Raw genomic sequence first — 14675 nt, forward strand, 5'->3', positions numbered from 1 at the left:
GCCGCCCCCTCATCGGCGCGGCGGGGACGGCCGTGGTGCTGGCCCTGCTGCACCGGGGCCTGTCCGCCTGGCCCCCCGGCGGCGTCACCCTCACCCGCACCGACGTGGTGCGGTGGCGGCGGCGCCTCCTGGCCGCCACGTACGACGAGGTGCTGGCCCTCAACCCGGCGCTCATGACCGGCCGCGCCGATGTCTTCCCCACCGGCGTGCTCCTCTTCGAAGCGCTGATGCGGCACACCGGGGCCACCGCCTGCCGGGTCAGCCCGCGCAGCCTGCGTCACGGCCTCGCCCTGCGTTTTTTCTACCGGAACGGCCTACGTTGAGGATCGGACGAAGGCGGAACAATGGCTCCCGGCGCGGGTCCTATCGTCCCCATCCGGCTCCTTTTCGGCGCTCGACGAACGGCCCCATGACGACCTCTCTCGAACGGATTCTTGACGCGCTCGCCACGGTGGTGGACCCGGACCGGGGCAAGGACATCGTCCGTCTCGGGCTGGTGAAGGATCTCCGCGTCGAGGGCGACACCGTCGCATTCACACTCCTGCTCAAAAACCCCGCCGCCCCCTTCGCGCGGACGGCGGCCGAGCAGGCCCGGCAGGCGGTCCACGCGGCCCTTGGCCCGGCGGTGCAGGTGAACGTCCATGTCGACAACGAGATGATCGGCCTGGGCGATGACCTCACGCTCAGCGGCGCCGAGACGCCGAAAGCCGAGGAACGCCCCGTACACACCATCGCCGTGGCCTCGGGCAAGGGCGGCGTGGGCAAGAGCACCGTGGCCGTCAACCTGGCCGTGGCGCTGGCACGCGCCGGCTACGATGTCGGCCTGGTCGACACCGACATCTATGGCCCTTCCATCCCGACGATGTTCGGGCTGAAGGAGGCCCGGCCCCGCGTCAACGACGCTCGCAAGATCATTCCCCTGGAGCAGCACGGGGTGAAGCTGCTCTCGATGGGCTTCCTCGTGGATCCCGACAAAGCCGTCATCTGGCGGGGGCCGATGGTTTCGAGCGCCGTCAGGCAGTTTCTGAACGACACGGCCTGGGGCGCGCTCGACTTCCTCGTCCTGGACCTGCCGCCCGGCACCGGCGACATCCAGCTCACCATCGTGCAGACCGTCCCGCTCTCCGGCGCCATCATCGTCTCGACCCCGCAGGACGTGGCCCTGGCCGACGCCCGCAAAGGAGTAGCCATGTTCGAACAGGTGAACGTGCCGGTGCTCGGCCTCGTCGAGAACATGGCCTACTTCACCCCGCCGGACCTGCCGGACCGCAAGTACTACCTTTTCGGCGAGGGGGGGGCACGTCGCCTGGCCGAAGAGCTGGGCGTACCGCTTCTCGGAGAGGTGCCCATCGAACAGTCGCTCCGGGAGAGCTGCGACGCCGGCACCCCGGTCGTGCTCGCTGCCCCGGAGAGCGTCTCGGCCCGGGCCTTCACGCACCTTGCCGGGCAGGTGGCCCGCCAGACGGCCCTGCACCATGCCACACTCCCGTCCACCCCGCCGGTAGAAATCTCCTACCGTTAGGACGCCGCACCCGATCTTTTTGCATTGCCGGTCGTTAAAGCCCGAGCATCCTGACTGACTTCATCGCATGACCATGCCCGACGAAAAGCAAACCCCGAAGCCGGCACCGGCCGAGGAGCCCTACCGTCCCGGCGAAGATCCGGAGCTGCGCCAGCGCATCGAGGAAGCGCTGGACATGCTGCGGCCCTACCTGATGGCCGACGGCGGTTCGGTCCGCCTGCTCGACATCACGGAGGACTACGTCGTCGAGCTGGAGCTGCTGGGGGCCTGCGGTACCTGCCCGATGAGCACGATGACGCTGCGGGCCGGCATCGAGCAGGCGCTCAAGCGCACGATCCCACAGATCACCCGCGTCGAAGCCGTCAACGCCCCGGCCGCCTACTGACGCACCCTTCCCTGCTCTCCGGCTCCCTGCCCCGAACGTTCCGGCGTGTCGGGGTTTTTTTATAGCGGAGGTCATGGTTATGGAGGGCATGGCTGCCCTTAGCGAACGGCCCACACGTAGCCGCGGATCTGGACGCGTTGCGCGTCCCGCCGGCCCGGGCACGCCGGCGGACAGGGGGCGCACCCATAAAGGGTGCGGCTACATTGCGCTGCACAACGACACTTCAACCAACGCTATATGCCCTGCTTTCCAGGTGCACGCAGCGGAGCCTCACCGCAGCGTCGACCGGCCGGGCAACACTACCAGTGGTCTGTCGGTGCGTCCGCTCACCGATACCATACACAAACATTTCGTAGAGCAGGTATCAAATGCACAGTGGGAGACCAGGCATCTGGTCTCCCACTGTGGCACGTTTCCTGCTGCCGGGTGGACAGGCAATTTTTGCCTGCCGGCAGGGGAAAATCCGGTGCGCTCTTAAGTGCCTTACTTCAGGCGGACGACACGGGCCACGTGCTGATGTACCTTACCATCGTTGGCCGTAGCCCGCACCCTGAGGAAGTAGATGCCGGCCGACAGGCCACTGCCGTTCACGGCCAGCAGGTTGCCGGCCCCGGCAGCGAGGGTACCAAGCCGGTCCGTCCGCACTTCGCGTCCGAGCACGTCGTAGAGGGTAACTTCGACCGCCATCGGCTGGGGCAGATCGAGCCGTACGTTGATCCGGTCCTGGAACGGGTTCGGATAGATCCCCGTCAGGGCGAACTGGGACGGCACGGTTTCTCCCGGTTCGTTGGAGGTAGCACTGACCAGGATGGTCTTATCCCGCGTGACGACGGGCACCAGGTTGCCTTCCCCATCGACGAACTTGACGTTCTCGAAGCGTACTCTCACGCCGCTGTTGGGTGACACGTCGACGCCGAAAGCCAGCAACAGGCCGGCCCCGGAGAGGGGCGCCGTGTGGGCATAGACGACGCGGTAGCGCCCGTCTGCCACCTGCTGGGAGATGAACGAGGACCCCTGAACGTCAGAGAGGGTGCCTTCGCGCAGGACGTCGGTGATGGACAGCACGCCCGGGTCATAGACCAGGTCGAACTGATAACCGTGAACGCCCAGGTCGGTCAGGTCGCCCACCTCCAGTGCCAGCGTGTCGGGCCGGTCGGTGAGCAGCACGTCGGTCGGGATGGTAACGTCCACATTGCCGGCGACGGCCACCGTGCCCAGTTCGAACGTCTGGCTCTGCGGCGGGTTGTCGCCCACCGACAGCTTGACCGTGACGGTGGCTTCACTGGCCACCGGTTCATCACTCAGGGTAAAGCGCAGGGCGACGACCTGATCGCGCGTCACCTCGACGGCCGAGGCGGCGGCCGCGACAAAGCCGGTGCTGCCCTGCTGCGAAAAACCGCCGGCGGCGATCAGATCGCCGGCCACCGTACCCTCGGTTTCAGCCCCTTCGATCACCGCAGCGCCTTCCGTATCGAAGGCGACGTTAACCTGAACCCCCGAAAGGGCCGGGCTATCGCTGATGAAGATGGGGACCGTCACCGTTTCGCCGGGTGCTCCGGCGATCGGGCCAACACTGACGGACTGGGCTGCCGCGCTCCCCACCGTTGCGCCAAGCAGCAGCATCCCCAGAAGCAGTGCTGCATTTCGTTCTGTAAGAAATTTCCTCATGTCGGCAACCTCAATCTCTCGTGATTTCATATGGGCAGAGCAAAAGCCTTTCAGGCGATCCGGGGCGCCGGTGTGGCGCCCCGGATCACCCGGCTGGCAATTATCGGACCAACATCATCTTGCGCACAGCCGAGAAGCTGCCGGCCTCCAGGCGATAGAGGTAGAGACCGGAGGCAGCCGGCGTGCCGGCATCGGTCCGCCCATCCCAGATCACCGTGTGGTAACCAGGCTTCTGGGCCGAATCCACGAGCCGTGCGACCTCACGTCCCTGGATGTCATAGACCACCAGGCGGACGTGGACCTCTTCCGGAAGCTGGTACTTGATGTTCGTATGGCTCCGGAACGGGTTCGGATAGCTGGTCTCCAGGGCATAGACCTCGGGCACTTCGACGAGTGCCACCGGAGCCAGCTCGGCCGTCGTCTTGGCGTTGAGGCGCACCGTGCCCTGCAGCCCGTTGACCGTCTTCACATCGCCCTGTGCACGGAAGTGCAGGCGGACGACCTCATCGGCGGCCGGCTGCAGCCCCGCCATCGCCACACGCAGCACCCGTGCTTCGGCGTCGAAGTGGTGGGCCACCATCCAGCCTTCAGGCAGCGAGGCCTGGATCGCCTCGAACTCCACTTCCTGCGGCACGGGGATCTCCAGCTCGATGCCGTGCACGTTCTGGGCGGCTTTCAGCGCCACCGGGACGATCGCCACGCCGTTTTCGAACGTGACTTCACCCCAGGCGGCCTCACCGGCCACGTCGCTCAGACGCACGGCCGTCGTCTTGCCGGAGCCGCCGGCGAGCGCCTGCAGCATCAGCACCACGTCGGCCACATCGACCTCGCCGTCGCCGTTGAAGTCGGCCGCAGCCTGCTGCACATCCGTGAGCGTCACCTGGCCGACGATGGCCTGCAGCACCAGCACCACATCGGCCACGTCGAACGAGGCGTCGCCGTTGACGTCACCCTGGGACAGCCCCACGGCCACTTCGAAGCTGAAGCCGGCCTGCACACCGAGCGAGTCGGTGGCCGTCACCGTGATCGTGGCCATGCCGGCCGCCACGGCCGTCACCGTCAGGGTGTCCCCGCTGACCGCAGCCGTGGCAACGGCCTCGTCGCTGCTGGCGGCGGCGAAGGTGACCGGCGGCGTGCCGCCGGCGAAGAGACCGCTCAGCGTGGCCGTGCTATCCTCGCCCACGATCAGGGTGATCGTACCGAGCGAGTCGACGGCGACGAGCCCGGTGTTGACCGTGACCGAGAAGGCCTGCGTGGCCGTGTCGCCCAGGGCGTCGGTGGCCGTCACCGTCACTTCGGCCGTACCGGTGCCGACGCCCGTGACCGTCAGCGTATCGTTGCTGACCGCCACGGTGGCTACCGTCGTGTCGTTCGAGGCCGCCGAGAAGGCGTAGGGCGCCTTACCACCGGTGAAGTACGTTCCCAGCGGGGCGACCTGGACCGTCTGGTTCAGGTTGACACCCCGGTTGGCAATCGTACCCTGCGCCACCAGGTCCGCGTTGACGGTGACATCGAGCGTCGTGCTCGTGCTCACCCCCAGGCGGTCGGTGGCCGTGATCGTGATCGTGGCCGCACCGGCCGCCACGGCCGTCACGACGAGCGTGTCGCCACTCGTGGTCGCCGTCGCCGCGTCCGCGTTCGACGTGCTCACCACATAGGTGTAGCTCGGCGGAGGCGTCAGGAAGGGCGACCCGCCCATGAAGACGTCCGGCGTCAGCGTGACGTTCGCCGTCATGCCGGCGTTGAGTTCCACGGCATCCGGCTGCTCGGCCACCAGGTTGGTCTCCAGACCAAAGGTGAAGCGCTGGGTCGTGGTCTCCACGGCCCCGGAGACGCCTCCGACACGGACCACCGGATGATCGTTCGACGGGCTGGCGTTGAAGTTGTTATACCCGGCCGTACCGGTGATCAGGGCCCACGGGTTCGCCGTCGAACCGTCGAAGCGGCGGATCAGGCGCGTGTTGTTGACGTCTTCGGCCACGAACTCGTTGTAGCCCTCCGCTTCAAACCGCAGGTCGTACACCACGTTGCTCGGCAGCGTCCCGCTGCTCCGCACCAGCCAGTAGAAGCTCGGGTAGCGGTTGATGACGAGGCTGCCATCCATCAGCGGGAAGCCGTTGCTGCCGGCCGGGTCGCCGTCGAAGTAGCCGGCGAACAGGTGCTGCACGCCGCTGGCCTGCAGCGTCTCGTCGTTCTGGAAGGTGAACACGGCCGGCCGCAGGTGGGCCACGTCGGCATCGGCATCGTAGGTGCCCAGCGCACCGAACGTCAGCACATAAGCTTCCGCGTTGGTGTCTTCACTACCGGCATCCTCCAGAGGCAGGCGCACGTTGCCCCGGATGGCCCCCTTGCCCGAGGAGACGTCCACCAGGGCCGCATCGGTGGCGCTGTCAAACGCCGGCGCGATCCAGTTGGTGCTACCCGTCTGGAGCAGCCCCTTGGTCAGGATGATCGTGTTGACGTCGTTGTCGTTGATGGTCAGGTTGCCCCCCGAGACCATGACGCCGGCCGCGTTGTTGACCTGCAGGTGAACCGGATCCGGGCTGCCGGAAGCAAACGTCATCCCGGCGGACGGCACCGTGAAGGTCTGCGCCGACGAGCCGGCAAACGCCAGCGTCCCCGGATTACCGGCCCCGGCTTCCACGTTGCCTACGCCGATGACCGTGGCATTCCCGGTAACCGTCAGCGTCCGGCTGGCCGACGTGGTGGTGATGTAAACCTCACCATTATCCAGGATCAGGTCCCCGACCGTGACATTGGCATCCGGGAGATCAAGCGTGGGGGTACCGGCCACACCGGTGTTCGTGTCTTTCACCGTCAGCGAGAGGATGTTTGCCGACGTTTTCAACTCCCCACCGGCAACATAGGCCGTACCCACATCATCCGAATACACCAGGTGATAGTCGGTGACGGCGATTTTGTCGTCGGACGTCTCGCTAAACGAGCCATTATTGGCACGTTCAATCGTACCGCCCGAGGCCACCGTCAACGTGACCGTAGCACCGCCGTTGCTCACAGAAATCGCGGCACCGTCGGCCGTCAATTTGCTGTTGACGGTGACATTCTGATCAACCGTCAGAGCGGCCTGCGCGGTGAGCGTGGCCACGGAAGCCGGAAGCTCGACATTCGTAGTCGCCGCGCCCGTGTAGGTCACATTCAGGTCACTCCCCAGCACCACGTCGTCGGCATCGGTGCCCAGGGCCTGGTCGACGCCATAGGTGACGGAAGCCCCGTCGAGGATGATCACGTCGCCGCTGTCATCGCTGTCACCATCCACCGAGATGGCGGCATTGGCGACGAGGGTGTTCCGGATCTCGATGCTGTCGTCGTTACCGGCCGTGAGCGCCTGGCTGACCGTCAGGTTCGGGAAGGACACCGTGCCGCCGCCCGTGCTGAAGGTGCCGGCGCTGTTCCAGATGACGTTCCCGCCATTGGCCACATAGGAGCCGGCCGTATAGGTGTAATTACCCTGGAACTCCAGATGGTTGCTGCCGAGGGAAACCTCGCCCTGCGTGTGGGTAAAGGTCCCCTGCACCTGGAACGTACCGGAGCTCGGTCCACTGGAGGTGAGCATGACCCCGGCGGCCGCGTCGATGGTCACCGCCGGGAGCTGCACGGTCGTGAAGCCGGCATTCGAGTCGAAGGGGGCCTGGACCATCGTGCCTCCCACCTTCAGCGTACCGGTCGCGGCGGCGAAGTCATCCTTCAGGGTCACCGTGCCGGAGGCCGTCACGGTGTTACCACCTGCAATGGTAAACAGCCCCTCACCCGAGGTGGTGTCACCATCATCCACCGTCAACGAACCCGTCACCGTCACGTTGCTGTTGATCGTCGCCGCAGCTGCGACCGACAGGTTGGCAATCGACTTGCCGTTGAAGTTATGACCGGCGGTGCTGCCCGTCAGCTTGAAGGTACCGGTGCCCGCTACGGCAGCATTGGTCGCCACCGTAATATCATCTCCGAGCGTGAGCGTATGGGTGCCGATATCCAGCGTGGCAAAGTCTACTACGGTAAAGGTTCCATTCACCGTCACATTGCCGGTCAGCAGCATGGAGCTGGGCTGAAGGCTGATGGCGTTCACCGTTACATTGCCACTGACCGTGGCATTGCCCAGGCTCAGGCTGGCATTCTGGTTCACCGTAACGTTTCCGGTGATCGTAGGGCTGCTGCCGCCCAGCGAAGCCTGAAGGCTGGCCTGCGAGGCAACCGTCACATCCCCGGCAATGGTCTTGACACTCTGGATGGTCGCACTCGCGTTCGAGGCAACCGTCACATTGCCCAGCTCCGAGGCCACGCTGCTGCCCGTGTCCCCGTTGATCGTCACACCGCTGGCCGAGATCTGCAGCGAGGGATCCACATCGCCCGACACCGTGTGGGTCGTGTTGGCACCGCTCAGCGTCACCGTACCGGTACCACTCAGCACACCGGTAACGGTGAGGCTACCGCTAACCGTGGGCGTGGTGGCACCAAAGGCTGCCGTATGGTTGGAACCAATGGTAAGATTCGGGAAGGTCCCGCTGCCGTTGAAGGTCGAGCTGGTCGCCGTGCTGCCACTGGCTGTGGCCACCGTGCCGTTCTGGATCAGACCATCGTTCGTCAGCGTCGCGCCGTTGGCCACGGTGAGCGTGTTGCCGCCGAGGTCCACAACGGCGGGCGTGGTACCGGAGTCGCCACCGTCGGGATCGACAGCCAGCGTACCATTCACGGTCAGGTTGGCCGCAAGCGAGAGCGTACCACCGTCATTAACCGTGAGCGTAACACCATTGCTAAAGATGCTACCGCTGCCGATGGTCACCGAGGCCTGGGCCGCCACCGTAACCGCCATGGCACTCGGCGACTCGATCGTCAACCCCAGGCTGTTCAGCACAAACGTCGAGGCGTCCGTACCATCGCCGAAGTTAACCGTCCCCGCGTTCAGGTTCAGGCTGTTCAGCGTTACACTACCGCTTTCGGCAACGAACGTGATGTTATCCTCCTTGTTGGTCAACGCCTGGGTAATCGTAAACGAACCGGGGTTGATGGCAACCACAATGGACTGTGCCCCATTGCTCCCCACCCCGTTGATCGCCGTGATGGCCGCATCAACGGTGGTATAGGTACCATTGATGGTCCCTTCACCCCCGGAAACGGTTACCTGTGCCCGGGCGCCTCCGGCACCGACGAGCAGAAAGGCAAAGACGGCCAGTAAGGCCGCCGGCAGTCGTTGCAACGTGCTCATAGAGCGCACCTCCTTTTCTGAGTCTGGTTGGTATCTTGCTTCTCGCTTGCTGCTAGAGTATAGCCCCGCAACAGAACAGGGCCCCCCGTACGGTTTCTGGTTTCAGGTTAAGAAAAAGCGTTAGAAAGTTAGACGGCACAGGCCAGAAACACAAGCCTGCCGTCCGTCGAAGGTATACACACGAAGAAATGGCAACACTCTATCGCCCCCTTCCCTCTCGTGCGCCTTCACGCTTTATTCACAAAACGACTTTTTCGAACGCGCCAATATAAATATCCATGCCCGGACAGATCAAGCAAAAAGGTCATTCCTGCGCTTTTATCCCTTTCTCAACCCGATCTGGTACAGAACCATCCCGGTTTGCCGCTGTAGCAGCGTACACGAAAATTTGCCCATCCCGCTCTATGCATTTATGCCAGGCCCGGCGAACACATGCGTGACGGCTCACAACGGCCCGGGCAAGAAAAAACAGGAAGTCTTTGTTTTACAAACTGATGTTACGCAGTTGAAACCTGTGGGATAGCAGGACTACCCCTCCGTCGCTTCGCGACACCTCCCCTTCGCATGGGGAGGATCCGGACGGCCGCGTCGTGCCAACCCGAGCCCTTCCCCCTGGCCGCCCCCGGCGGCCGCACAGGGGGAAGTACCCCGAAGGGGGGATGGGGGTCAAACCCCGCCGCGACATCGCCATCGTCCAGATCCTACCCCTCCGTCGCTGCGCGACACCGCCCCTTCGCATGGGGAGGATCTGGTGCGACGCACTGCGCAACGCCAGACCCTTCCCCCTGGCCGCAGGCCACGCAGGGGGAAGGTCCCCGAAGGGGGGATGGGGGTCGCCCTCTCCCTGGTCGAGGGGCCTGCCACGAAGCGAAAGGAAAGCAACGTGACGGCTTCGTCGCCTACTGCGTAACTCTCAAGCGGGTCATAGCCATTGAAGGCGTCGGTGTGCAGCGCGATGTAGCCGCACCCTTCACGGGTGCGCCCCATGGCCCACCGGAGAACCCGGGCTGAAGCCCGCGGCTACACGTGGGCAGCCCGGGCCGACGGGACGCGCAACGCGTCCAGATCCGCGGCTACACGTGGGCCGTTCGCTCAGGGCAGCCATGCCCTCAATAAAAATGACCTCCGCTATAATACAGCCTTCGGAGCAGCACGTTGCTGCGCCGTCATTCCCGAGAACCGGCGTCCAGGTATTCCTGCAGGATGACGGCGGCGGCGGCGGCATCGACGCGGGCCCTGTCGCGGCGGGCTTTGCGACGGGCTCCCGCCTCCCGGATGGCCTGCCGGGCCATCTCCGACGTGTACCGCTCGTCCCACGTGACGATCTCGACCCCGGGCAGGGCGTTCCGCAACCGGTTGATGTACTGTCGCACGCGCCGGGTGGCCGCGCCTTCGGTGCCGTCGGGCAGGAGCGGCCACCCGACGACGATCACCTCGATGCCCTCCTCGGCCCGGAGCTGCCGGAGCACCGCCACGGCCTCCGACGGGCCATAGGTCCCGAACGGACGGGCAAAGAGACGGAGCGGATCCGCCACGGCCAGGCCGACGCGCTTCGTTCCATAATCGACCGCGACGATACGCGGCGCTCCGATCGGTTCCAGCATGACGTGTCGAACACCCGTTCAAAACTGAATCGGCATCGTGCCTCCCGGCCGGGCGACCCGCCGCCCACATACAACGTGCAACCTGAAAACGTTCAACGGGCAACCTGAAAACGTTCAACGGGCAACCTGAAAACGTTCAACGGGCAACGGGCAAAAGGAACGGGCCGAAGAGCCTCCGCTCCTCCGGCCCGCCCGTAACACGTCCGGCGCGTGCGGGATCCCCCCCGCTCAGGAACGACCGTTCTCGTGCAGGACGGCCTCCTCGGGATGATCGGCACTCCCTTCAGGGATTTCGTAGTTCAACTCCTTCAGGGGCTTCTGCAGCACCTCCTTCAGCCGCTTGCTCGGCTTGAAGTGGGTTTTCCGCCGGCTGGGGATGAAGACCGTCTCGTTGGTCTTGGGGTTGCGTGCCTTCGGTTTGGCCTTCGTCTTCTTCACCTCAAAGACGCCGAAATCCCGCAGCTCGATGCGCACTTCCGGGTCGGCCTCGATCATGAGCTCGCCCAGCGCGGTTACGACCGCACTCACCCAGGGCTCGCTCTTGTAGATCGGCTCGTTCATCAGCTCGGCGACACGCCGTGCGACATCCTTCTTCGTCAGCGTCACAGGTTTTTCCGACATGGTCTGAACTCCTTGTTTCTTCATGAGGTTAGCTGGCTGTGGCGAAAAACCGATTCCGTTGGCGGTCCACCCGGCAGGCCGCCGCGCAGCGGCACATCGCACCGCCGGCAACGCCCCGGCCCCACAGGCAGGGCGGCCCATGCCGGTTCATCCTGAATCGGCCCGCTTCCTTCCCTCCGTAAGCCGGGCGGACGGAAGCGCTTGTGGCTTCTTCGCGGCGCGCCTGCGCCGCGCCGAAACATCCCGCTGGTGCCCGTACACCATCCCCCTCGAAATAAACAACTTGAAGCCGTGCCGAAGATACGTTCTACCGGAAAGAAAAGGAAAAGACCCGGGGCGAGGTTTTTTTAACTTCTTGCGAACTATCACGCAATCTTCAAGGGCCTTTCACGCGGGGGTCAGGACTCGTCCGCCTGTTCTTCGAAGCGATAGACCCCGTAGATGCCGTCGATGCGTTTGATCCGTTCGATGAGGCGGCGCAGGTGTTCGAGGTCGCTCACGTAGAGGACCAGCGTCCCCTCGAAGACGCCGTCCTCGCTGTCGACCGTGATCGAGCGGATGTTGGTCTTGAGGTTTTTGGAGATGACGGTGGTGATGTCGCTGACGATGCCGACGCGGTCCTCCCCCATGATGCGCAGGGCCGCGACGAACTGCACGTCTTTCTGCCGGCTCCACTCGACGGGCACGACGCGGTCCGGGTGGTTGATGAGCAGGTGGGGGGCATTGCGGCAGTTGACGCGGTGGATCTTGATGCTGCCGGTCCGGCTCACATAGCCAAAGACCTCGTCGCCGGGAATGGGGTTGCAACAGGTGGCATATTTGGTGACGATGTCGGTGTGCAGCTCGCCGTCGATCATGAGGGCGGGGCGCCCCGAGGCCTGTGCCGTGTCGAGGAACGACTCGTACTGCAGGCGCAGGGCGGCTTTCTCCTGTTCCGCCTCCTCGCCCGCGGCCGCGTCGTCCCGCTCCCGGAGGATGGCCCGCACCAGCTCGTCGGCATCGAAGAGGCCGACCCCGATCTCGTAGAACAACTGCTGCTGGTTCGGGAACTTGAGCCGGTTGGCGACGCGGTTGAGCTCCTGCTCGTCCACTTCCAGCCCGGCGCGGCGCGCGCGCTTCTGCCAGATCCCGCGCCCGTGCTCGATCGCCTTCCGGCGCGACTCGTTGATCCAGTGCCGGATGCGGCTACGGGCCTTGTGCGTGACGACGAACTTGATCCAGTCCGGGTTGGGTGATTGTTTCTTCGAGGTGATGATCTCGACCTGGTCCCCGCTCTGGAGCTTGTAGGAGAGGGGCACCATCTTGCCGTTCACCTTGGCCCCGATGCAGTGGAGCCCCACCTCGGTGTGCACCTTGAAGGCAAAGTCGACGGGGGTGGCGCCCCGGGGCAGCGTCATCAGGTCCCCGCGCGGGGTGAAGGCATAGATTTCCTCCTCGTAGAGGTTCAGCCGGAACTCGCGGACGAACTCGGTCGCCTGCTCCGGGCGCGGGTTCTCGAGCAGGTCCCGGACCCATTCGAGGAACTGTTCCATACGGGGGTCGGCCCGGGTAACGCCTTCCTTGTACTTCCAGTGGGCGGCCACCCCGCGCTCGGCGATCTCGTGCATCTCGCGCGTGCGGATCTGCACCTCGACGCGGCGCCCCTCCGGCCCGAGCACCGTCGTATGCAGGCTCTGGTATCCGTTCGACTTCGGCACGGAGATGAAGTCGCGGAAGCGCTCGGGCAGCGGCTTGTACAGATCCGTGACGATCGAATAGACGCGCCAGCAGTCCTCCTTGCCCTTGCGTCCCTCGCTCTCGAGCACGATGCGGATGGCGAAGACGTCGTAGATCTCGTCGAGCGGCTTGTCCTGCCGCTTCATCTTCCGGTAGATCGAATACAGGTTCTTCGAGCGGCCATAGATCTCGAACCGGAAGCCGTCCTGTTCGAGGCGCTGCTTGAGCGGGCCGATGAAGGAGCGGATGTAGGCCTCCCGTTCCTGCTGCGAGGCCTTCAGCCCGGAGACGATCTCGCGGTAGGCCTCGGGGTTGAGCACCTTGAGCGACAGGTCCTCGAGCTCGCTCTTGACGGCGTTCAGGCCGAAGCGGTGCGCCAGCGGGGCAAAGAGTTCGAGCGTTTCGGTGGCGATCTTGATCTGCTTCGGACGCGGCAGCGAATCGATCGTCCGCATGTTGTGCAGGCGATCGGCGAACTTGACGAGGATGACGCGGATATCCGTCGCCATCGAGAGCATGAGCTTGCGGACGTTCTCGGCCTGGCCGAGCTCGCGGCTGGCGAAGACGCCGCTGATCTTGGTGACCCCGTCGACGATGTTCGCCATCGTCTCGCCGAACTCCTCACGGATGAAGTCGAGCGAAAGCTCGGTGTCTTCGACGACGTCGTGCAGGAAGGCGGCCGCCACGCTGAGGTCGTCGAAGCCGATGTCGTGCACGACGATCTCGGCCACTTCGAGGGGGTGGACGATGTAGGGTTCTCCCGTGGCGCGGCGGTCGTTGCGATGCGCCCAGTAGGCCAGCCGGAACGCGCGCCGGATCAGTTCCTCGTCCACCGAAGGCAGGCACATGCGGCAACCGGCGAGCAACCGCTCCAGCCGTTCCTCAAAGACGGGCTCGACGGCCAGGTCATGCCCCCTGAGGATGGCAGAGGCCTGTTTCAATATGGGAGAAGCCTGAAGCATAGGGACGCCATGATCATCCGCAACAACCCGCAGCCGTCCCGCCTGATCACGGGCACACCGGGAATCCAGATCTATTAACACCCAGAACGAGGTCAGTTCCGCAAACCCGGGCCGGCCCGGTCTCAAAAACGGCACCAACGCAAAAAGGCGCTCTCCGGCGTAACGAGAGCGCCTTTGCGAAACGGGGGTATTGCGTGGCCCGGGGCGTCGTTCGTGGGGGCGCCTCTGCTACGCCCGGCTCCGGTGCCCGCCGGCCGGTCGCTATTCCCCTTCCTTTTTTTCTTCCTCCGGACCGGCCTCATGACCGGTATCGGCCGCTTCTTCCCCGGCTTCGGCCTTCGGCGTCGCTTCGGCCTCGGCCGGCTCTGCCGCCGCTTCGGCTTCGGCCTTCGGCGTCGCTTCGGCCCCGGCCGTTTCTACCGGGGTTTCCTCGACCGCCTCGGCGGCGGTCACGTCCTCCACTTCCGGCTCGGCCGGTGAGGGGGTGGCGGCTTCGGCCGCGGCAGCCGCCGGGGCGGCCTCGGTGCTCCGGCTCCGGCGACGGCGGCCCCCGCCCCGGCGCGTGCGGCGCCGCGAGGCCCCTCCGGCACCGGCAGGCTTGACGTCGTTGTAATCGACCAGCTCGATCATGGCCAGCTCGGCGGCATCGCCGGCCCGGCGGCCCAGCTTGACGATCCGCGTGTACCCGCCCGGCCGGTCGCCGATGCGCTCGGCGATCTCACCGAAGAGCTCCTTGACGGCATGCTTGTCCTGGAGGTAGCGGAAGACCTGCCGCCGGTTGTGCGTGGTGTCCTGTTTGGCCCGGTTGATCAGCGGCTCGACGTACATGCGCAGCGCCTTGGCCTTGGCCACCGTCGTGGTGATGCGCTTGTGGCGAATCAGCGCGTTCGAAAGGGCGGCCAGGGTCGCCTTCCGGTGGCTGTGCGTCCGGCCCAGCTTGAATCCTTTGTGTTGGTGTCTCATGACTTCCGTACGGGAT

General features: G+C 65.1%; 9 protein-coding genes. 3 read left to right on the forward strand and 6 right to left on the reverse strand.

Annotated features, from left to right (window positions below):
* From GQ464_RS07105 to GQ464_RS07115, 3 genes are all read left to right on the forward strand, one after another.
* A partial coding sequence (locus GQ464_RS07105; protein WP_279308427.1) for a Ppx/GppA phosphatase family protein occupies positions 1–323 on the forward strand: 323 nt, incomplete at its 5' end.
* Positions 324–409: 86 nt separating this feature from the next.
* Positions 410–1522 (forward strand): Mrp/NBP35 family ATP-binding protein, encoded by a 1113-nt coding sequence (locus GQ464_RS07110; protein ID WP_166981152.1) that lies wholly within the window; start codon positions 410–412, stop codon positions 1520–1522.
* A gap of 73 nt (positions 1523–1595) precedes the next feature.
* Positions 1596–1907, forward strand: coding sequence for a NifU family protein (locus GQ464_RS07115; RefSeq protein WP_166981168.1), 312 nt, complete (start codon positions 1596–1598; stop codon positions 1905–1907).
* A 483-nt stretch (positions 1908–2390) separates the two neighbouring features.
* Here the strand turns inward: GQ464_RS07115 and GQ464_RS07120 are convergent, their stop codons facing one another.
* The 6 genes from GQ464_RS07120 to rplQ form a co-directional block, all read right to left on the reverse strand.
* The gene (locus tag GQ464_RS07120; protein WP_228350697.1) at positions 2391–3530 is read right to left on the reverse strand and encodes a T9SS type A sorting domain-containing protein; all 1140 of its coding nucleotides are present in this window, start codon (positions 3528–3530) and stop codon (positions 2391–2393) included.
* Positions 3531–3675: 145 nt separating this feature from the next.
* Positions 3676–8793, reverse strand: a complete 5118-nt coding sequence (locus GQ464_RS07125; protein WP_166981158.1) for a beta strand repeat-containing protein — start codon at positions 8791–8793, stop codon at positions 3676–3678.
* Positions 8794–9959: 1166 nt separating this feature from the next.
* Positions 9960–10397 carry a Holliday junction resolvase RuvX gene (ruvX, locus tag GQ464_RS07130; RefSeq protein ID WP_166981161.1) on the reverse strand — a complete coding sequence of 146 codons (438 nt, stop codon included), beginning with the start codon at positions 10395–10397 and terminating at the stop codon, positions 9960–9962.
* A gap of 228 nt (positions 10398–10625) precedes the next feature.
* Positions 10626–11018, reverse strand: a complete 393-nt coding sequence (locus GQ464_RS07135) for an HU family DNA-binding protein (protein WP_166981164.1) — start codon at positions 11016–11018, stop codon at positions 10626–10628.
* 398 nt (positions 11019–11416) lie between these two features.
* On the reverse strand, positions 11417–13675 hold the full coding sequence (locus tag GQ464_RS07140) for a RelA/SpoT family protein (protein WP_166981167.1): 2259 nt from the start codon (positions 13673–13675) through the stop codon (positions 11417–11419).
* A gap of 282 nt (positions 13676–13957) precedes the next feature.
* Entirely contained in the window at positions 13958–14659 is a 702-nt protein-coding gene (gene rplQ / locus GQ464_RS19170) for a 50S ribosomal protein L17 (RefSeq protein WP_272493457.1), read from the reverse strand.
* Positions 14660–14675 lie beyond the last annotated feature (16 nt).

The sequence above is a fragment of the Rhodocaloribacter litoris genome, assembly GCF_011682235.2.
Lineage (GTDB): Bacteria > Bacteroidota > Rhodothermia > Rhodothermales > ISCAR-4553 > Rhodocaloribacter > Rhodocaloribacter litoris.